Here is a 19,785-nt window from a genome sequence, read left to right as displayed (position 1 = left end):
AAGCCTTGCTGCGAACCAGTGAAACGCAAACGAGGATAAACAATATGCCGGACTACGCTGCCGCCCCCGCGCTTCCCCTTCCGATTCAGGCTCATCGGCCCGAGCCGATCGAGCCGCCGTCGCCGCCTCCGATTGCGCCGCCGAGTCCTGGCGAACCCGACACCGTTCCGGTTCCAGGTCCCAGTCCCGATCCGAGTCCGCAACCGATCGAACCGATCGAGCCTGTCGCTCCGCCGATCGGCGATCCGCCGCCGCAGCCGACCCAAACGCCACAAGCCGGTCAACGTCAGGCGTCGCAGACGCCACGTATGCAACTCTGACGCGTTCTTCGGTTGCGCCGCAGTCTGACGCGCCGAATTTATGTATTTGTTACAAAGCTGGCGCATCTTTTACCGGCAATTTACCGTCGCGACCCCTAGACTGTATTGGTGCCGCCAATCTGGCGGCGGGCTTCCCGTGGAGGCATGGATCATGAGACATCCAGCATTGCGACGTTCAGCGCGCCATTCGAAGCGCGACTCCCGGCCGGCCGGCACCAAGGAGAGTCCGCCTGAATTGCACGATCCCGCAGGGCAGAACCGCATCGCGCCCGACGCGCCACCGGACGGCGAGCACAACCAGGGCGGCGTGCGTCAGGAAGGGCTGGAGTACCAGCGCGACCTCGGCTCGGAACAGGACGCCTGAGCCGATTGACGACCGGTAAGAGGCCTTCCGGTTTCGTCATACAAAGCAGAAAAAATTTCTTCGCGGCCGGGTGGCGCCGCGCGTTTTTGCTCGTCAGTCACATTTGCATACATTTTTATTTCTGCGACTGTTAAAAACGGCACGCGACTTGCATGCATCTTTTCGACACATATCCGTATGCAACGAAACAACTGAACTAGGTGGAGCACCAATGAGCAGACTGATCGTGGTATCGAATCGTGTCGCGCCGACTCAGGAAGGCCGTCCCGCAGCGGGCGGTCTCGCTATCGGCGTGCTGGACGCGCTGAAGGAAAGCGGCGGGGTCTGGTTCGGCTGGAGCGGCGAGACGGTGAGTGAGCCCAGCGCTCCGGTGATAGAAAAACAAGGCAATGTGACGTATGCGACGGTGGGCTTGACCAAGCGCGACTACGACCAGTATTACCGCGGTTTTTCCAATGCGACGCTGTGGCCGACGTTCCACTATCGCAATGACCTGTCGCGCTACGACCGGCAGGAATACGCGGGCTATCAACGCGTCAACGCGACGCTGGCCAAGCAGCTCAAGGCGCTGCTCAAGCCCGACGACATCATCTGGGTTCACGACTATCATCTGCTGCCGTTCGCGCGCTGCCTGCGCGAACTCGGCGTGAAGAACCCGATCGGCTTCTTCCTGCATATTCCGTTTCCGGTGCCGGAAGTGCTGCGCACGATTCCGCCGCACGAAGAACTGGTCAAGGCCATGTGCAGCTACGACGTGATCGGCTTCCAGACTGATGCGGATCGCCAGTCGTTCGTCGACTTTATCGAGCGCGGCCAGCACGGCACCTCCAGCGAAGACGGCATGGTGCACGCGTATAACCGCTTCCTGAAGGTGGGCGCGTATCCGATCGGGATCTATCCGGACGCGATCGCCAAGGCCGCCGAGCAGTTCACCGACCGTAAGCCGGTGCGCAGCCTGCGCGACGGCATGCGCGGACGCAAGCTGATCATGAGCGTCGACCGCCTCGATTATTCGAAGGGTCTGGTGGAGCGCTTCCAGGCGTTCGAGCGGTTGTTGCTGAACGCGCCGGGTTGGCACGGTCGCGTGTCGCTCGTGCAGATCGCGCCGCCAACGCGCGCCGACGTGACGACCTACCAGCGGATTCGTCAGACGCTCGAGGGCGAAGCGGGCCGCATCAACGGTCGCTTTGCGCAACTCGACTGGACGCCAATCCAGTACCTGAACCGCAAATACGAACGCAATCTTTTGATGGCGCTTTTCCGCCAGTCCCAGGTCGGCTATGTAACGCCGCTGCGCGACGGTATGAATCTCGTCGCAAAGGAGTACGTGGCGTCACAGGATCCGGCTGACCCGGGCGTGCTCGTGCTGTCGCAGTTTGCCGGCGCGGCCGAGCAGCTGCCTGGCGCGCTGGTCGTCAATCCGTTCGATCTGTCGCAAATGGCGGAGGCGTTGGAACGCGCGCTCTCCATGCCGCTCGCCGAGCGTCAGGCACGTCATGCCGACATGATGGCGCCAATGCGCGAGAATAATCTGTCGGTGTGGCGCGACACCTTCCTCGCGGATTTGCGCAACGTCGCGACGGCATCGTCGGTGGCGGCCAAAGCGGTAAAGCGCGCTGACGTGACCGCGTCGTCGTTGCCGGAGTAACGGTCGCGCGGCTAGCGTTAGAGCCGCGTGTGCGGGTCACGTCATCTGATTGACGGTGTGAAAGTAGGAGCGCAGGGCGTGGCTCGCACAACGTGAGCCGCGCCCTTTTTGCGTTCGTGCGGCTGAGAAAATCCCTTGCGCTGGTCTCAGTCAGGCCGGTTGGACATTGGCACGATGCATGACGCGCATCGTGCTGATCACTGCGGCGACCGCCGAAAAGCACGCGGCCACGTAGAGCGCGATGGTCGGTCCATGCTGTGGCGCGATGCCGAAGATCAGCGCGACCAGCGCCGCGCCGAGCGTCTGGCCGGTCAGGCGCGCTGTGCCGAGCATGCCGCTCGCGCCGCCGCTGCGCTCGCGCGGCGCGGCGGACAGCATGGTGCGATTGTTCGGCGACTGGAAGATGCCGAAGCCGGCGCCGCACAAGGCCATGCGCCAGGCGATTTGCATGGCGTCCGGATGCGCGCCGAGTGTGGCGAGCAGCAGCAACCCGGCCGTCATCGCGGCAAGCCCGACGCCGCCCAGCCATCCCGACGACACCTTGTCCGACAGTACGCCCGCAATCGGCGCCGCGATGATGATCACGGCAGGCCACGGTGTCATGAGCAGACCGGTTTCCACCTGCGACAAACCCAGCGAGTCCTGCAGCATGAACGGCAGCGACACGAAGGCGAGCATCTGCGCGCAGAACGAACAGACTGACGTGCCGATCGAGAGCGCGAAGATGGGAATCCTGAGCAAATCGATAGGCAGCAAGGGCGCGGGCTGCGTCAACTGACGGCGCACGAAGAAATAGCCGATTACCAGCGCGCCGAGCGCTTCGAGCGCGACGTAGCCGAATCCCTCGCCGTGGCCGAGTCCGTCGACGGCGAAGATCAGCAGGCCGAAGACGAACGCGTTCATCACCGCGCTCAAATAGTCGTACGGCGATTCGTGGCCGGGGTTCATCGGTAGCGCCTTGAAGCCGCCGACGATTGCCGCGATGCCGATCGGCACGTTGATGGCGAACAGCCACGGCCATGAGGCGACCGCGAGCACGCCGGAAGCCACGGTCGGTCCGACCGCCGACGACACCGCGACCACCATCGCGTTGATGGAGACGCCGCGTCCGAGCTGCGCGGGCGGATAGATCATGCGCACCAGCGCCGTATTCACGCTCATGATGCCGGCCGCGCCGAAGCCTTGAATCACGCGAGCGAGCGCGAGAGTCGGCAGCGAAGTCGATAACGCGCAACCGAACGACGCCACCGTGAACAGGATCAGCCCGGCCAGATAAATGCGCCGGTAGCCGATGCGGTCGCCGAGCGAGGCGAGCGGCAATAGCGAGATGGTGATCGCGAGCTGATAGGCGTTGACGACCCAGATCGAGCCGGCCGCGCTGGCGTGCAGGTTGCGCGCGATAGTCGGCAGCGCCACGTTGGCAATCGCGCTGTCGAGCACCGCGAGCGTGAGGGAGAGCGCGATAACCAGCATCGCCCAGTAGCGCTGCGGAATCGGCAAACCTTGTTCGGTGTCTTTGCGCAGCGATGTGTCGGGGGCGAGTGTGTCGGCCGCTTCGGCGGCGATGGTGCCGTCGGTGCTGTCCTTGCGCGGTGGTTGTGCGTGCATCGATTGTTCGAGTTGTAGTGGGGCGGTTCGCCGCTCGCGCGCGCCGCGTGCCGCTTTCAAGGAGCCGGCCGGCGCAGCCTGAGCGCGCCGGCCGGCGCGTCTTCCGCGTTATTTGAGTTCGTACAGGCCGGTGTGAGTGGTCGAGTCGAGTTCGTTCAGATGCGTCATGAAGCGCGCCACCGCGTTGGTGGTATCCGCGTTGATCGGCAGATTCGGCACCCGCAGCGCGTGCAGACGGAAGATGTAGCGATGCGCCTTGTCGCCACGCGGCGGCGCGGCGCCGCCGAAGCCGACCGTGCCGTAGTCGTTGCGCACCTGCAGCGCGCCTTGCGGCAGCAGCGAGCCGTCCGCCTTGCCGGCGTTGCGCGGCAGCGAACGGGCGTCGCCCGGAATATTCACCACGACCCAGTGCCAGAACCCGCTGCCGGTGGGCGCGTCGGGATCGTGAACGGTGAGCGCGAAGCTTTGCGTGTCGGGGGGCGGCGCCTCCCAATGCAACGCAGGCGAGATGTTCTCGCCGTCCACGCCGAAGGCCTTGTCGTGATATTCATGGGCTTTCGGCATGAAGCCGTTGGTGGGAAATTCGTCGGACCAGAGACGGAAATCTGCCATGGTGTGCCTCCCTTCTTGAGTGGTTCTGGGATGGTCGGGGCGTGCGGTCTTGCGGCCGGTTTGCAGGGCAGGGCGCCGTGCGGAAGTACGCCGAGTTAGCCAATCGAGTGTATCACCAGCGGCCTGAAGATTCGTGCGGGCCGGGCGGACTACAAGCGGCCTTCAGCCGCGTTCCTCGAAACTCGGCGCGTCGCCCTTCAGCCACTCGACGAGCCGCTGCAAGACACCTTCGATATCGCGATTGGCGCCACGCAAAGCGCATTCCCATATCACCGCGACGCGCCAGCCGCTGGCGAGCAGCGCCGCGCAAACCTTGTCGTCGTTGCTGCGATTGCGGCCGATCTTGTCGCGCCAGAATTCCGGCCGCGTTTGCGGCCATTTGAAAAGATGACAGTCGTGGCCGTGCCAGAAACAGCCGTGCACCAACACCACGGCGCGGTAGCGCGGTAAGACGATGTCCGGGCGTCCGGGCAGATCGCGCGCATCCAGCCGGAACCGAAAGCCCTGCCGATGCAGCAGGCTGCGGATCAGAATTTCCGGTTTGGTGTTGCGGCCGCGAATGCCGGACATCATCCGGCTGCGGGTCGCGCTATCGACGATGTCGACCATCGCGTCTAGCGCTTGAAGAGCGGGTCGACGCGCCGGCTATTCACACCGACTGACCGTTCACGCGTAGAGCGAGAGGGCTTGCTTCGAAGCATGGCGAGTGTCCTCGGCGAGCAGGGCTTGCACGTGCGGCAGCATGATGCGCGCCACTTCGCGCATTACCGGCATCACGACGCTGTTGCCGAACTGCCGGTAGGCTTGCGTGTCGCTCACCGGGATTCTGAAGGTATCGGGAAAGCCCATCAGCCGCGCGCATTCACGCGGCGTGAGACGGCGCGGGCGCAGCGACTCGCCCTGATAGACCAGGATCTCGGAGCCGTCCTTGTGATAACGCGCCGACAGCGTGCGCGTCACGCTGGTCGGATAAGCCATGCCGAAGCCGAAGCCGTTGCCCGCCGCACGATGTTTCTCCGCGTAGTTCTGCAGGTAAGTCCAGAGATTCGGCGTGAGGGTGTACTTGGGTTGCACGCGTCGGCCGGCGTGGTCGAAGAAACGGTCGTGGTCCCACGGCAGCACCGGCTCGCTGCCATCCGTGCGATGCAGAATCGAGCCGAGACGCGGGCCTTCTTCCGGCAGGCGCAGGTCGTCCCACGAAAACGAAGTCTTGCCGCGAAAGCCGACGATGATGATCCGCTCCCGATGCTGCGGCGTGAAATGCTGGCCGTCGACCACGCGATAGTGCACTTCGTAGCCGAGTTCGTCGCGCAAGGTTCGCAGGATCACGTCGAAGGTGCGGCCCTTGTCGTGCGAGAGCAGGTTCTTCACGTTCTCCAACAGGAACGCGGCGGGTCGTTTGGCGGCGATGATGCGCGCGACATCGAAAAAGAGCGTGCCCTGGGTCGTGCATTCGAAGCCGTGCGGCCGGCCCAGCGCATTCTTCTTGCTCACACCCGCGATCGAAAACGGCTGGCACGGGAAGCCGCCGAGCAACACGTCGTGGCTCGGCACGTCTTCAGCCGGAAACGAGACGATGTCGCCGATCAGCGCATGCTCAGCGCCGCCGGGGTAATTCTCGCGGTAGGTTCTGGTCGAAAAGTCGTTCCACTCGCTCGTAAAGACGCAGTCGCCGCCGTGCGCCTCGAAGCCCATGCGAATCCCGCCGATACCGGCGAACAGGTCGATAAAGCGGAACTGAGCGTCGCCGCCCACGCTGCCGCGGGTTCGCACGCGGTTTCGCAGCAGATCGCGCAGGGCCGGTTCAAGCATCGCCGGGCACTGCGTTTCGCCTTTTTCCCAGCGACGTACCGTCTTGATGTCCTTGCCGACATGCGCGGCGATTTCGCGTTGAGTGAAGCGGGCGCGCGCTTGCTTGAGCAGTGCGAGCGGTGCGGCGACGGTCACGGGTATCCTTGCTGGGAATTTTTGCGGACATTATGACCTAAGGTCGTCCCATTTCCCTATTTTTTGCATAGCTTGGGCAGAAAATTTCGCACGTTTGAAACACTGCACAGGCGAGTCCACGGCTAAATGCGGCTGTCACAGTTGCGCGTGTACGCTTATAACGTGACGCGAATTCCCCGCGTTGCGACGTGTTGAGGCCGCGACATGGTTCGCGGCCTTTTTTTAATCGCGCAAACGGAATGCCGCCGGCCCGGAACGAACCGGAGTTCAGGCGCTCAGCCGGTCAGACCCGGTGGCTGGTGCCGGCCGGGTAGGGCGGCGGGAACAACGCGGCGGAGGCCGGCGCCAATGCGTCCCAGGCCAGTTGAGGTTCAGCTTCGTACTGATCGAGCTGGAGCAGGAGGCTGTCGACCGTGCACAGTTGCGCGTGGGAAAGATTGCCGGCGTCGAGCAATTGGTGCAGACGCTTGCGCCAATACCCGGCGGGCAGGATCGGGCCGCCCAGATCGCCGTGTAAAGACGGCCGCATCACCCGCGCAATATGGGTAATGTCGCGATCGATCAAAGCGGCTTGGGATGATCCCGAAACGGTGATGGCTGTGCGATCCATGGCGCCTCCTTGGCAGCTTTACGGCACGCCGCAGCGGGACTTTAGGCCTGTTTGAAAATATTTTCTTGCGATACGGTCTGAGGAAACCAAACCATGCGCGGGCACGGGCACACCCGTTGCTCACTACGGATACTGGCGTAATGTCGCGCCGGCATTCCAAATAGTGGAGCCGAACATGAACAAGGACCAGGTGAAGGGTGTGGCTGAGCAGGTTAAGGGCAAGGTCAACGAAGCAGTCGGCAAGGCCACGGACAACCCGGGCAAGGAAATCAAGGGCGATCTGCAACAAGGCGCGGGCAAGGTGCAAAAAGCCTATGGCGACGCGAAGGAAGACGCCAAGGACAATGCCAAGCGCAACGCGCCGTAATTTGGTTTGCGACGGGGGTCGACGGAAAAGGCGCTGCGGCGCCTTTTCCTTTTGCCGATGCCTTTGCGTCGCACACCGGACTTTTCTGCCGATGGCGGATTTTGCCTGGGAGTAACCCGGGGTTGGGGTCGGGAGCATTCCGCATGCCGTGCGCCGCCTTTAGACTTGGCGCATCCAAATACGGAGACGGCGCCCATGACACCCGAAAAAGTTCTTTCGATGTTCGAACGGCAATACCTCGAGGGCAAAACGCCCGTCGACCTGGAACAGACCTGTGCGAGCTTCGCCAGTTGGCTGGCGGCCGCTTGGGACTTGCTCGACGGCGAGCAGAAGACGCTGTTGCTGAGCGTCGGCGCGTCCTTGTGGCGCGAAGGTTATAACTCGCGCGCCGGCGCCGCGACCAAGGATCTGTGGTGAGTGCCGATTAGCGCGCACGTTTCGCGTTCGCGAGCCGCCGCCGGTAACGTCGGCTGTAAAACCTTGAGTGCCGATATACGCGTCGGGCCGCGCCCGCACGCGTTGCGCCGAGTCGGTTTATATTTGGCGATCCTGGGTCGGGATCTTCGCCACCGGTCGTCCGGCCGGCAGCGGAGGCCCGATTCTCTTTTCAGCCGCCGCATTCGCACAAGGGTTACACCGTCAGATGACCGACCTATCCGCTTTTCCGATCACGAAGAAATGGCCTGCCGAGCATCCGGACCGGATTCAGCTTTACTCGCTGCCCACGCCCAACGGCGTGAAGGTGTCGATCATGCTCGAAGAAACGGGCTTGCCGTACGAGCCGCATCTCGTGCGCTTCGATACCAACGATCAGATGACGCCGGAATTTCTGTCGCTCAGTCCGAACAACAAGATTCCGGCGATCATCGATCCGAATGGGCCTGACGGCAAGCCATTGCCGCTGTTCGAATCCGGCGCGATCCTGCTTTATCTCGCGGACAAGAGCGGCCAGCTGATTCCACAGAATGCCGCCGGCCGCTATGAGGCGATCCAGTGGGTGATGTTCCAGATGGGCGGCATTGGGCCGATGTTCGGCCAGGTGGGTTTCTTCCACAAGTTTGCCGGCAAAGAGTATGAAGACAAGCGTCCGCGCGATCGCTATATCGGCGAAGCGAAACGCTTGCTCGGCGTGTTGGACCGGCAACTCGAAGGACGTGACTGGATTCTGGGAGACGCGTACTCGATCGCCGATATCGCCACGTTTCCTTGGGTACGCAATCTGATCGGCTTCTATGAAGCAGGCGATCTCGTCGGCATTCAGGACTTCTCTAACGTGACGCGTGTGTTGGCCGCGTTCGTCGCACGTCCAGCCGTGGCGAAGGGACTGGATATTCCTAAGCGTCCGTCGTAATCGATTCATGCGGCCGGGCTGCGAGTCTCGTCGGCCGGCCGCCATTAGGCTAAATCCGCCACGATTTCTTTTGCGTGAATCTTGCGTTGCCTTTGTGTCTTCTGTCGTTCGCGTGGCGGCGCGTCGACTGCGTCATCATTGTTCGCGAAGTCCTCAACCATGTGATCGACGAACGCCCGCACTCTGTATGCGGTGAGACATAACGGTTCTTTTCGATTAACCAATAGAAAGTCTGTGCGTAATTTGCACTGATCGCCCGGCGCTCGTTGCCGTCCTCGAGTGACTTTACGTAGGGTAGGTAGCTTTTACGACTATTGCCTAGCGAGAACGAAAACATTTCCGCGCCGTGGAGAAGCGAGATGATTTGTTGAACTTCTCATAGCCGAATCCTTACCAACCGTTTCAGAGCTTATCGGCTATCAATACCCGCGCGGCGAGCTATCCGCCCCGTCTTCTCCAAACAGGCATGAGTCACATTCAACACACCCGGATTGCCGGTCTCGACGGCTTGCGCGCGCTTTCCGTCATTGTCGTATTTCTTGCGCATACGGGTCTCGCAGGCGTCGTGGGCGGCGGGTATGTCGGCGTCGACGTATTCTTCGTCTTGAGCGGCTATCTGATCACGAGCCGGCTGATCGCGGAGCATCACCGTAACGGCCGCATCGATTTGCCGAGATTCTATTGGCGGCGCGCTCGCCGGCTTTACCCGGCCTTGTTACTGATGCTTGCCGGAGTCGCGCTCTATTGTCTGGTGTTTCCCGGTTCTTTGAGAGTGGAGTTTGAAGTCCTGCCCGCTTTCTTCTATGTAATGAACTGGGTCCGCGCGTTCGGCCTTTACGACGCGCATCTCACGGGACATACGTGGACGCTCGCGATTGAAGAGCAGTTTTACCTCGTCTGGCCGCTCATCCTGTTGGGCGTGTTGAAATTCTGGCCACGTCGGCTCGTGCTCGCAGTCGCACTCCTCGCGGTTGCAGTGATCGCGTGGCGCTCGTTTCTGATGTCGCAGCACCTTTCGATGGCGCGCATTTACTGTGGCTTCGATACGCATTCCGACGGACTCCTGATGGGGGCTTTGCTGGCGGTGATGCCGCGCCAATGGACGGCTCGGGCCGGCAAGTTATGGCCCCTTGCCGTAGCCATTCTGTTGATCGTGACGTTGAGCGAAAACGCACTCGATTTTTCGTTGCTGGCGTGGGGTTACCCACTTACGCCGTTAGCCGCGGCGCTCATTATTGCGAAGGTCGTCACGGCGCAGCAGGCCGCGCTGGTGCGCTCGCTCGATATCGCACCTTTGGCTGGGCTCGGTCGAGTTTCGTACGGGTTTTACCTGTGGCACTACGTTGTCCTGCAGTCGATGCTTTACGGTGGGCATGAGAGGATGGGCGCATTTTTCGGTCGTTTCTCTCACCCGAATATCGCCATGGTGACAATCACTTTTGTCATATCAATGGCGCTCACGTTGGTCTCCTGGTTTGCCGTCGAAAAACCGGCGATGCGATTGCGGTTTCCGTGGCGGAGAAGCGCGGCGATGGCCTGAGTCGCCACCGCGGCGAGAAACGGAGTCAGCCGCGAGTTGATTGCTTAAGCGGCGGTGTACGACGTGCCAAGTTGCACTGTTGCCTGTTCTAACGCCGAGAGGTGGTTCATGAATCTGGTTACGACGCTGCGCCGCGGGCATCTGCTGAAACATACCGATCTATCGGGAGTCGGTCTTGAGATAGGACCGTATGATCAGCCGACCGTGTTCAAGTCGGAAGCAGACGTGCGATATCTGGACTGGAAAGACAGGGAGCAACTGGTCCGGGAGTGCACGCACCCGGACATGATCGCCGACATACCCGAAATCGACTACGTGGTTCATTCGAATCGGTACGGCGAGTACATCAGCGATAAGTTCGACTACGTTATCGCGAATCATGTGATGGAGCACGCGCCCAACATGATTCAATGGCTGTCCGATCTATGCGACATGATGCGGCCTGGCGCAGTGCTGTTTCTTGCCCTGCCCGACAAGAAGTTCAGTTTCGACAAATACAGGCAGGACACGGCGTTAAGTCATTTCGTGGCCGAGTATGTCGCGAGTGTCGAGGACATCCCGCGTGAACATCAAATCGAATGCGAGATCTATTACGACGAAGCATTCGTCAACAAGCCGATGCACGTGGCCGATAAACTCGATATGAACCGTATCAGGCACAAGCTGCAGGCGCCTCCGCATGTGGGCATTCACAGCCACGTTTTCGAGAGCAGCACGATTGTTTCCAAAGTCCTGAAGCCGATCCTGATGATGGGTTTCTTCGAATTCAATCTCATCGATTTTGTGCCGGCGCGCGGTGAAACCGGCGGAGAGATGATCATTGTGCTTCGCAAGGAACCGCCTCGCGTTGAACTCACTACTGCGGAGTTCTACAGCGCCCCAGTGGATGCTGAGACAGCGGAGCGCCTCGCCGAGGCCGAGACAGCGCTTGCGGAAACGCGGCAGAAGTTTGTGGCGACACAGGAGCAGGTTGTGACGATGCAAGAGGCGGCTGCTGTTATGCAGGAGAAAGTTGTCGCGATGCAGGAGGAGATTGCTTCGAAGGATTCGACGATCAGGGCGCTGGAGTCGTCGACGTCGTGGCGGATCACGGCGCCGTTGCGCGCCGCGGTAACCAGGCTTCGAGGGCGTGGCTCGAAAGGGCGAAACATATCGTATTGAATGCGCGCGTGGGCTTGCTTTTCAATTCTCCACGTCTCCTGGCCGTCCCGCGATTGACTCGGATCGCCTTCGCTGGAGATGCTGGCAATGGCAATACCGCTTCTTTGTGTGATATTTGCTGAGACATCCTTCACCATTTATCGGAGAGGCCATGAAACCGATCAAATTGCGTGTGCCGCGCGAGGAAGCGGCCGATCTGCCGGACGATCTCACTGCGTGGGCGAGCGTGTCCGGTATCGATCCCGGACTGACCGTGTTGAGCGAGCCTGGGTCCGCGACCGACCGTAGTTCGCCGGTCTTGTATCAGATATACGTGAGTCAAAGCTTCTTCGAGCAGTTTCCGGAATGGCGCATGTATATCGAGCAGTAGCGGACGACGGTCCCAGGAAGTATACGTTGCCGCCATGCGGGCAGAAATGCCGCGACCGTATGGCCGGCCGATTGCAACCATCATACGAAATCCCTGGTTATATTTGCCGATAGGTGTATGTAAGATAACAGTTCACATCAGCGCCCCGAGCGCGGTGTGTGTGTTTTGAGCCGCAGCATTGCTGCGGCTTTTTTTTGCCCGCGTTTTTGCGCAGTGGCTTGAGCGCGAATGGTGTTTTCCCTGGCGTTCGATTCTGGGGCACGGCGGTTGCGCGACCTTGGCTGCATACGCGGACCGCCGCGTCGGGAGAGTGATCATGCCTTGCCAATCCTATGCACCGTATCGCGGGTTCGAAATTGACGTTCAGGTCACGACCGGGAAGACGTTGTGTTTGCACAATGTCGGACGCCGGTACAAGGTGTCCTGGACTATCAGTTCGTCCAGTCAGCCCGCACAAAAGGTTGCAAGTTTTCCAGAGCAACTGGAATTCATGTCTGAGGTCGATGCGTTCAGGTATGCCGAGAAGCGTGCGCGGACGTTCATCGACTGCATGCTTTCGGGGAATTCGGCTGTTGCGTCCGGTCGTGATTGGGAGGGCGTTCGCGAGGACGCGCCGCGCGTTTGACGTTGATGTCTGCGTTTGGGCCGACGCGAGCGTTCGGCGGTGGCGTCTTGGCGATCGGCCGAGCTGGCCGGAAGGTCCTCGGGATTCTGTTTCCCTTGCGCGCCTCTGGCCGGCGGCGAAACGCGATGCCGGATGCCGCGTTCACGCATGTTACGATCTCCGCCGTCAGGCCGTCAGGCCGTCCGACGGACGGTACGCACACGCGGCACAACTGAGCGTTCAGCATGCCCATCAACTATCTTCGTGGCTTTACTGCACCGGAACGGACCGATGTGACCAACCGTCGTTTGGGGCGGTCGCTGGCATTTGTCGCCGGAGCGGCGAATGCGGGCGGATTTCTGGCCGTTGGTCAATACACTTCGCACATGTCCGGGATCGTCTCGTCGCTGGCCGATAATGCGGTGCTAGGGGAGGCAAGCCTTTTCGTTTCGGGGCTCAGTTCGCTTTTTTCGTTTCTTGTTGGCGGGGCTGCATCTGCCATCCTGATCAATTGGGGGCGTCGGCGGGATTTGCACAGCATCTACGCGACACCGCTCGCGATCGAGGCAATTCTGCTGCTGTGCTTCGGGTTGCTGGGCTCCAACCTTGAACACCATCGGGTTCTTTTCGTGCCTGCGACCGTCTGCGTCCTGTGCTTTGTCATGGGTCTACAGAATGCGATGATCACGAAGATTTCGCGATCCGAGATTCGTACGACCCACGTCACCGGCCTGGTAACGGATGTCGGCATCGAACTGGGCAAGATGCTCTACTGGAATACGCCGTCGATTGCCGGGGAAGGGGCCGTCAGGGCGGACAAGCAGAAGCTTGCGCTGCTCGGTTCGCTGCTTCTTTCGTTTATTGCCGGCGGTCTGGCGGGGGCCATCGGTTTCAAATATCTCGGATTTATATCGAGCGTGCCGCTCGCTATCGTTCTGCTCACGCTAGCCGTTGTGCCTCTGGTCGATGACGTGCGTGGTACGCGCTGCTAGTGCGCACTTAGCGACGGTGCCCATGGCTCCCGCGTAAGTCCGAACGTCTCCATTAGCTGCGCCCAGCTCACCCGCTATCTGCCCGAGCGCGATCCGCTGCTGCCAATCGAAGCGTGCTCCATTTGCCTTGCACCAGATGCGCCCTGATTCAACCAGGTGATCGGTGCGCAGCCAGTCGCCGGCGCGGGCCATCGCCACGAGTTGCGCGACGACGAGGTAGCAAAGTAGCTCGGCGCGTGAGTCGTCACCGAGGTTATTCGCTGGCGAAATCAAGTTCTTGTTGGCCACCGAAACGAGTGGTGATCTTCGATTCGCGAACTTGGGAGATGCTGGGACGCTATCTGGTCCCCCTGACAGGAATCGAATCTGTCTCAACACATTTTTACCCCAATTAACGCGCGCAAAGTCTTTTACCACCGTGCGTTAATTGGGGCTAAATTGCATCCGCTGTCACAAAAGTTGTCACAACGCCTGCTTTTTCGAAGCCTGTGACAGCAGGGCATCGAGCTTCGCTTTCTCGCGCTGACTCGCGTCCCCGTCGATCCACCTTGAATACACGTCAAAGAACATCCGCGGGCTGTTGCCCATCTGCCGCGCCACGTATGCCGGGTTCATTCCAGCGTGCAGGCACATGGTGGCGAACGAGTGCCGTGTCTGCCGCGCGTCGCGGTCGCGGATGCCTAGCGCCTTCAGCGTTGGGTGCCAGACAATCGATAGCGGCGGGTCAGTATTGAAAAACCGTTGGTCGTTGTGAGGGTTATGGAACACGTAACCGGAACTCGCGTTCATGAAGGTGAATTTCTTCTGCCGCGTCATGGCTTCGAATGCGCGCGTCTGCAGGTCGATGTCGCGCACCTTGTGCGTCTTCGTTCCCTTGTCCACCGATCGCACCCGGGCCGCTTCGATGCGTGCCTTGTGGCTGCGAAAATCGATGCTTTTCCATTGCAGCGCGATCTGCTCGGACGGTCGCATGCCGGCAAAGAACGCGACCTCGAAATAGTTCAGCCACGGCTCTGGGTATTTTTTCGCAATGTGATCGAGCACGGCTTCGATCTCGTCGAGCGACAGGGGATCCGGCGCGGCCTGCTGCACCTTCCTGCTGTCCACTCCCTCAGTAATGTCCTCGGTGACCTTCTTCGTCAGGATTGCATGCGCGTACAGGCGCCGCAGCGGCGTCAGCACGTTGTTAAAGGTCTTCGGGCTTTTGATGCCGAGTCCTGCCAGATACTCGCTGAGTTCGTCGAAGGTGATCGAGGCGATATCGCGATCTTCCCAGACGCTCGTGAAGTACCGGTCGAGCGTGCGCTGGTACTCCCTATAGGTGGTCGCCTGCAGGGTCATTTCGGCGTGCCGCAGCCACGACTGGCGGACGTCCTTGAACGTGTCGCCCGTGCGCGCCGGCTGCTGCTTCAGCCATTTTGAATCAGGGAAGTGTTTGGCAAAGTCCTCGACCGTGAACCGGCCGAGGCGAATGGCCGCCTGGATGTCATCTCTCAGGCGGGCTGCGGCGCGCAGATTCGGGAGAGTGGGGAGAAGGGCGATGCGCTCGCGGAATCGTCGGCTTGAACCTTCGCCGCCGTTCCACTGGAAGCTGACGAGGATGGACGCCTCCCGCGCGTAGACCCCTTCGAACTGCTCGTTTCGACCCATTTGTCATAGGCCTCCAGGTTAATGTGGCGGCGGTTACCTACCGCGACAACGATCACGTTCTCGTTCAATGGCAGTCTGCTCGCCGGCGGCACGCTCGGCACGATGTATCTCTATGGTGCCGGCGATGCATGGCGAGCCACTGACGTCGGGAACTACGTCTCGATCAACGGTGGACTCGTCGAGATCACTCAGGTCATCAACGGTTCGAATGCGCTCGGGCGAATCGTAAAGGAACTGACCGCGACGATCACCGCCCCCGCGAATAGCTGGTCGATGAAGTCCTTTGTCTGGAATTCTGTCGACGGATACCCGCGCGCGGTGAGCCTATACCAGCAGCGTCTGTATGCGGCAGGCTCCGATAATTTCCCGGAAACGATCTGGGCGAGCAGCACCGGGCTTTATTTCGACTTCACGCCGGGCACGGACGACGCCGATGCGTTCTCGTATGCGGCCGCTTCGGATCAGGTCAACCAGATCGAGCATCTGGCTTCGTCGAAGATCCTGACGGTCCTGACCCAAGGCGAGGAATTCACCGTCGATGGTGGCTCGGCGAGCAGCGTCACGCCGACGAACATCAACGTGCGCAGCCAGTCGATTTTCGGCTGCGCAACCGCGCGCCCGGTGCGCGTGGCCAACGAACTGATCTATGCGCAGCGCGCCGGCAAGAAAATCCGGTCGATGGCGTACGACTTCAATACCGATTCGTTCCGCTCGCAGAATCTGACGCGTCTCGCCGCGCACATCACCGGACCCGGCGTCGTCGATATGGCATTCCAGGCCGAGCCGAATCCTGTCGTCTGGATGGTGCGCAGCGACGGCGTGCTGGTATCGATGACGTACGACCGCGACGACAACGTGTGCGGCTTCGCGCGGCACACTACGGACGGCCTATACAAGTCGGTCTGCGTGATTCCCGGCCCTGACTCCGACCTCGTCTTCGTTGTGGTCCAGCGCAATGTCAATGGCGTGACGGTCCAGTTCGTCGAGCAGTTCGACCCGGAGGTCATGACGGACGCGGCTATCCTCGGCACGAACGCCACGCCGGTCAATGTCTGGACTGGGTTTGGATCGCTGGAGGGCAAGACGTGCGACGTGAAGGCGGACGGCGTCTACATGGGGCAGATGGCTGTCACGGGCGGCACGATCACGCTGCCGCGCAATGCGACGTCCATCGAGGTTGGCCTGCACTACGACTCGCAGATCACTGCGCTGACGCCGAATGTATCGGGCGGCCTCGGCACGTCGCAGGGCAACCAGCAGCGTACCGGCGCCGTCATCCTCCGCGTGCTCGAGTCGATCCGCGCCGTCGTCAACGGCCAGCCGATCGCGTTTCGCCAGTTCGGCAGCGACGTGCTCGATCAGGCGCCCGAGCCATTCACCGGCGACAAGGATATTTCCGATTTCGGCTGGGACGACTCGTCCGAAATCACCATCGTTCAGGATCAGCCGTACAAGTGGCACGTGCTCGCGCTGATCCGTCAATTCACCGTCAACAACGGCTAGGCCATGATCCGACTCGCCACACACGACGACATGCCATCGCTTCTGCGCATGGCTCGCGCATTAGTCGCAGAGGGGCGCTTTGCGTCGTTCGGATTCGTCGAGCAGAAGGTGTTCACGCTTTTCACTGCGCTGATCGACGGTGCCGGCGCGATCTTCGTGAATGAGCGCAACGGCGAGCTCGTCGGAGCGATGGCGTGCGGCAAATCGCAGGATTGGTTCTCAGATCTTCCGCTGACATACGACTACGGCGTTTTCGTGTGGCCAGAGCACCGCGGCACTTTCGCCGGATTCTCGCTCATGCGCGCCTACGTGGAATGGGCGAACAGTCTCGGCCCGCGCGTGAACGTGAATATCGGTGTGACGTCAGGTATCGACGAGGAGCGCACGGTCGCGCTTTATAGATTGCTCGGCCTGAATCGGGTCGGCACGGCGCTTTCGAATCAGGGGTGACACATGGCATGGCTCGCACTCGTTGCGCAGGCTGGCGGGGCGGTGGTGAATGCACAGGGGGCGAAGCAGCAGGCGACTGCGCAGGCCCAGCAACTCACCATGCAGGCCAATCAGGACGATCAGACGGCCGATATGACTCAGTCGGCCGGGTATCAGGCCGCGCGCCGGATTCGCACGCAGGGCGCGTCAAACATTGGCGCGGCGAATGCATCGCTGGCCGCATCTGGCGTTGACGTCAGTCAAGGCACTGCGAACGACATTCGCGAGCGGATCACGCAGAACACCGAACAGGACGCGCTTAACACCATCCTCAACGCCGATTCTCGCGCATCGAACCAGCGAACGCAGGCGTTCTATGAACGGCAGGGCGCGGCCGACGCCGTCAAGGCTGGTCAGATGGGTGTCGCCAGGTCGGCGCTCGGTGCGCTCGGCGGGGCCAGCAAGGCAAGCGGCTGGAAGACGGCAGCGGGCTCTGGCAGTAGCAGCGCAGATACCTCCTTCAATAACCCTTCTGACTACGGTTAAAACATGGCGCGTATCCCACTCGGCAATCAGGGCGACACGATCAGCCAACCCGCGCAGCAGGTGCAGACCAGTTCCGCAGACTTCGGCGGCCTGTCTGCGCAGGCGAAACAGGGCGTTGGCGCGCAGATTGAGCAGATCGGCGACACGCTTGCCCAGCAACAGGCAAAGGTCAACGACGATCTGCAGCGCACGGCGGCCGCAACCGCGTACCAGCAGCATGCGACCAACATGCAATTGGCGATGCACGACGCCGGCGCGAAGCTGCAAAGCGGTGAACTGGATCAGACTGGTTATCAGGCCGCGATTCAGGACGCGCAGAAGCAGTCGTACGACTCGACTATTGGTGCGCTGCCCGATAACCACTACAAGAACGTCGCGAATATCCAGTCGCAGGGTGTAACTCGCACGGTTCAACTCGGCACTCAGGAAGCGCTGACGAAGAACTCGCAGCAGCAGATTGCAGCGAATGCCAATTCTCTGCTCGACACGGCAGGCAAGAGCATTGCCGTTGCGCCGTCCACGATCGATTCGACGGTCGCGAGCACGAGATCAGCGTATCTCAGCGCCGCAGCCGCCGCCGGCATCCCGAAACCTACCGCGGACAAGGTGGCGCAGGACTGGGCAGACAGTCAGTATGCATCGCATGCTGAGTCCGCTGTGATCGCTGCTCGGGCGAATGGCGATCTCCCCGCGCTTCAGAAGCTGCAGACTGACCTGACGTCGCCGGATGGCTTCTACGCTGGCAAGCTCGACGCCAACGCGCGCAATCGCGTTCTCTCGACGGCTGTGTCGCAAAGTCTCGCGATGCAGAACCAGTCGGATGCTGCCGCGCAGGCGCGCGAGACGCAGGCCGCCGGTGCGTTCAATCAAGGCCTCGATTTGATGAATCAGGGCAAGCAGTTCAGCCCGGCATACATCAAGCAGCTCACCGACGCGACGACGAGCACGACGCTGGCCAACCAGACTCAGGAACTAATCGCCGGCGCGGCGAAGAATGCCGGATTCTCGACTCTGCCGATCCCGCAGATGCGCGCCGCGATTCAGGCTGATCAGCAGGCCGCCAATACGCCTGGCGTCGGCACTGATCCGGCGATCGCGGCGGCCGTGAAGCAGCGGCAGCAGATCTACACGGCGAGCGTCGAGGCGTATCAGAAAGACCCATGGAACGCCGCGCTCGACCGCGGCGTGATTCAGGCCATGCCGCAGATCGACACTTCGAGCATCCCGGCACTGACCGCGTCGCTCGCTGCGCGCGGCAAGGCGGCCGGCATCGTCGATCAGGCCGCTGGCCGTCAGGTTTCGTTGTTGACTCCGGATGAAGCGCAGAACGTGCTCAAGACCGTGACCGCGTTGCCTGTCGATGCGCAGGCCCAGATGCTGAACGGCATTGGCGGTGCATTCGGACAAGGTCCGCGCATCAACGATCTGGCGAAGCAGTGGGAAGAAAAGAACCCGGCCGTCGCGCTCGCGCTGAAAGCTGGCGCTGCTGGCGGCAACGGCCAGCCGCTGACAACGATCACCGGCCAGCCGGTCGGTGCGTTCATTCTCTCCGGCCAGCAGGCGATCACGGACAAGACGGTGAAGGTCGATGCTGCCGAAGGGACCGGTATGCACGCGAAGATCGCGACCGCGATCGATGGCGCGATGCCTCCCGATCAGGCCGCAGACGCCAAGGAAAGCGCCTATTACATCGCGATTGGCAGTGCCGCGCGCAATGGACGCACGATGCCGAACGACACGGACCTGCAGAACGGTATCGCTGCGGCTACCGGCGGTATCTCGACAACGGGCGGCACGCGCTACAACGGCAATCCGAATCGCGTCGCAATGCCGTATGGCTGGAAAGAAAGCGATTTTCAGTCGAGCGTCAAGAACGCCGACGCCAGCAACATCGAGAACATGGTCGGCGGCAAGCCGATCGACACGGTCTATGCCAACGGCAAGCCGATCCCGGTCAACGACTTCATGGCGAAATTCCCGAGCTATCAGCTTGTGCGCGTCGGCGTGCGCGGCACATACGCGGTTGCGACCGGCTCGAAGTTCGTTCAGGACTCGACTGGTGCTCCCGTAACAGTTCACCTTTCGCTGGGGCAGAAGGCAAAAGCACCGGCATCCGCGGCGGGCACGCAATCGCCTGACCAGATAAATAACCCGTTCTGAGGC

Annotated in this window: 22 protein-coding genes; 15 read left to right on the top strand and 7 right to left on the bottom strand. The window is 61.3% G+C overall.

Going from position 1 to position 19,785, the window contains the following annotated elements; all coding sequences use genetic code 11:
• The first annotated feature begins 44 nt into the window (after positions 1-44).
• The 3 genes from B0G82_RS01135 (at position 45) to otsA (ending at position 2,332) form a co-directional block, all read left to right on the top strand.
• The gene (locus tag B0G82_RS01135) at positions 45-320 is read left to right on the top strand and encodes a hypothetical protein (RefSeq protein WP_121306406.1); all 276 of its coding nucleotides are present in this window, start codon (positions 45-47) and stop codon (positions 318-320) included.
• Positions 321-471: 151 nt separating this feature from the next.
• Positions 472-684, top strand: a complete 213-nt coding sequence (locus tag B0G82_RS01130; RefSeq protein ID WP_106280061.1) for a hypothetical protein — start codon at positions 472-474, stop codon at positions 682-684.
• Between the two features lie 211 nt (positions 685-895).
• Positions 896-2,332, top strand: coding sequence for an alpha,alpha-trehalose-phosphate synthase (UDP-forming) (gene otsA, locus B0G82_RS01125; RefSeq protein WP_116119294.1), 1,437 nt, complete (start codon positions 896-898; stop codon positions 2,330-2,332).
• A 150-nt stretch (positions 2,333-2,482) separates the two neighbouring features.
• On the opposite strand, the gene B0G82_RS01120 is transcribed toward otsA, so the two are convergent.
• The 5 genes from B0G82_RS01120 to B0G82_RS01100 all read right to left on the bottom strand — a co-directional run bounded on the left by B0G82_RS01120 (position 2,483) and on the right by B0G82_RS01100 (position 7,109).
• The gene (locus B0G82_RS01120; protein ID WP_116142543.1) at positions 2,483-3,940 is read right to left on the bottom strand and encodes an MFS transporter; all 1,458 of its coding nucleotides are present in this window, start codon (positions 3,938-3,940) and stop codon (positions 2,483-2,485) included.
• 108 nt (positions 3,941-4,048) lie between these two features.
• Positions 4,049-4,552, bottom strand: coding sequence for a YbhB/YbcL family Raf kinase inhibitor-like protein (locus B0G82_RS01115; RefSeq protein ID WP_116142542.1), 504 nt, complete (start codon positions 4,550-4,552; stop codon positions 4,049-4,051).
• A 162-nt stretch (positions 4,553-4,714) separates the two neighbouring features.
• Positions 4,715-5,161: a DNA mismatch endonuclease Vsr gene (vsr, locus tag B0G82_RS01110; protein ID WP_121306405.1), complete on the bottom strand. Its 447-nt coding sequence runs from the start codon at positions 5,159-5,161 to the stop codon at positions 4,715-4,717.
• 57 nt (positions 5,162-5,218) lie between these two features.
• Entirely contained in the window at positions 5,219-6,499 is a 1,281-nt protein-coding gene (gene dcm, locus B0G82_RS01105) for a DNA (cytosine-5-)-methyltransferase (protein WP_121306404.1), read from the bottom strand.
• Between the two features lie 283 nt (positions 6,500-6,782).
• Complete coding sequence (locus B0G82_RS01100) at positions 6,783-7,109, bottom strand: hypothetical protein (protein WP_121306403.1); 327 nt, start codon at positions 7,107-7,109, stop codon at positions 6,783-6,785.
• A gap of 175 nt (positions 7,110-7,284) precedes the next feature.
• On the opposite strand from B0G82_RS01100, the gene B0G82_RS01095 reads away from it, so the two are divergent.
• From B0G82_RS01095 to B0G82_RS01085, 3 genes are all read left to right on the top strand, one after another.
• A complete protein-coding gene (locus B0G82_RS01095) occupies positions 7,285-7,476 on the top strand; it encodes a CsbD family protein (protein WP_012432185.1) in 192 nt (63 codons plus the stop codon).
• Between the two features lie 195 nt (positions 7,477-7,671).
• Positions 7,672-7,893 (top strand): hypothetical protein, encoded by a 222-nt coding sequence (locus B0G82_RS01090; protein ID WP_121306402.1) that lies wholly within the window; start codon positions 7,672-7,674, stop codon positions 7,891-7,893.
• 226 nt (positions 7,894-8,119) lie between these two features.
• Positions 8,120-8,827 (top strand): glutathione S-transferase N-terminal domain-containing protein, encoded by a 708-nt coding sequence (locus tag B0G82_RS01085; RefSeq protein ID WP_116119819.1) that lies wholly within the window; start codon positions 8,120-8,122, stop codon positions 8,825-8,827.
• 409 nt (positions 8,828-9,236) lie between these two features.
• Here B0G82_RS01085 and B0G82_RS40345 read toward each other — a convergent pair whose 3' ends face one another.
• Positions 9,237-9,374, bottom strand: coding sequence for a hypothetical protein (locus tag B0G82_RS40345; RefSeq protein WP_241974717.1), 138 nt, complete (start codon positions 9,372-9,374; stop codon positions 9,237-9,239).
• Between B0G82_RS40345 and B0G82_RS01080 the strand changes: the two genes are divergently transcribed.
• The 5 genes from B0G82_RS01080 to B0G82_RS01060 all read left to right on the top strand — a co-directional run bounded on the left by B0G82_RS01080 (position 9,336) and on the right by B0G82_RS01060 (position 13,494).
• On the top strand, positions 9,336-10,367 hold the full coding sequence (locus B0G82_RS01080) for an acyltransferase (protein ID WP_241974644.1): 1,032 nt from the start codon (positions 9,336-9,338) through the stop codon (positions 10,365-10,367). The genes B0G82_RS40345 and B0G82_RS01080 overlap by 39 nt on opposite strands.
• 54 nt (positions 10,368-10,421) lie before the next feature.
• Entirely contained in the window at positions 10,422-11,528 is a 1,107-nt protein-coding gene (locus B0G82_RS01075) for a methyltransferase domain-containing protein (protein WP_241974427.1), read from the top strand.
• Positions 11,529-11,679: 151 nt separating this feature from the next.
• Positions 11,680-11,898 (top strand): hypothetical protein, encoded by a 219-nt coding sequence (locus B0G82_RS01070; protein WP_106280077.1) that lies wholly within the window; start codon positions 11,680-11,682, stop codon positions 11,896-11,898.
• Positions 11,899-12,076: 178 nt separating this feature from the next.
• Entirely contained in the window at positions 12,077-12,523 is a 447-nt protein-coding gene (locus B0G82_RS39950; RefSeq protein WP_181916775.1) for a hypothetical protein, read from the top strand.
• Between the two features lie 224 nt (positions 12,524-12,747).
• Positions 12,748-13,494 (top strand): YoaK family protein, encoded by a 747-nt coding sequence (locus tag B0G82_RS01060; RefSeq protein ID WP_121306400.1) that lies wholly within the window; start codon positions 12,748-12,750, stop codon positions 13,492-13,494.
• Positions 13,495-13,956: 462 nt separating this feature from the next.
• On the opposite strand, the gene B0G82_RS01050 is transcribed toward B0G82_RS01060, so the two are convergent.
• Positions 13,957-15,144 (bottom strand): site-specific integrase, encoded by a 1,188-nt coding sequence (locus tag B0G82_RS01050; protein WP_121306398.1) that lies wholly within the window; start codon positions 15,142-15,144, stop codon positions 13,957-13,959.
• A gap of 21 nt (positions 15,145-15,165) precedes the next feature.
• On the opposite strand from B0G82_RS01050, the gene B0G82_RS01045 reads away from it, so the two are divergent.
• Genes B0G82_RS01045 through B0G82_RS01030 form a run of 4 tightly spaced genes read left to right on the top strand, consistent with a single transcriptional unit; the run spans position 15,166 to position 19,782 of the window.
• Positions 15,166-16,647: a hypothetical protein gene (locus B0G82_RS01045; protein WP_121306397.1), complete on the top strand. Its 1,482-nt coding sequence runs from the start codon at positions 15,166-15,168 to the stop codon at positions 16,645-16,647.
• Between the two features lie 3 nt (positions 16,648-16,650).
• Positions 16,651-17,097 (top strand): GNAT family N-acetyltransferase, encoded by a 447-nt coding sequence (locus B0G82_RS01040; RefSeq protein WP_121306396.1) that lies wholly within the window; start codon positions 16,651-16,653, stop codon positions 17,095-17,097.
• Between the two features lie 3 nt (positions 17,098-17,100).
• Positions 17,101-17,622, top strand: coding sequence for a hypothetical protein (locus B0G82_RS01035; protein ID WP_121306395.1), 522 nt, complete (start codon positions 17,101-17,103; stop codon positions 17,620-17,622).
• 3 nt (positions 17,623-17,625) lie between these two features.
• Positions 17,626-19,782, top strand: coding sequence for a hypothetical protein (locus B0G82_RS01030; RefSeq protein ID WP_121306394.1), 2,157 nt, complete (start codon positions 17,626-17,628; stop codon positions 19,780-19,782).
• Positions 19,783-19,785 lie beyond the last annotated feature (3 nt).

The organism is Paraburkholderia sp. BL17N1 (genome assembly GCF_003634175.1).
Lineage (GTDB): Bacteria > Pseudomonadota > Gammaproteobacteria > Burkholderiales > Burkholderiaceae > Paraburkholderia.
Note: the sequence above shows the minus strand (reverse complement) of the source record. Positions and strands in the feature narration are given on the sequence as shown.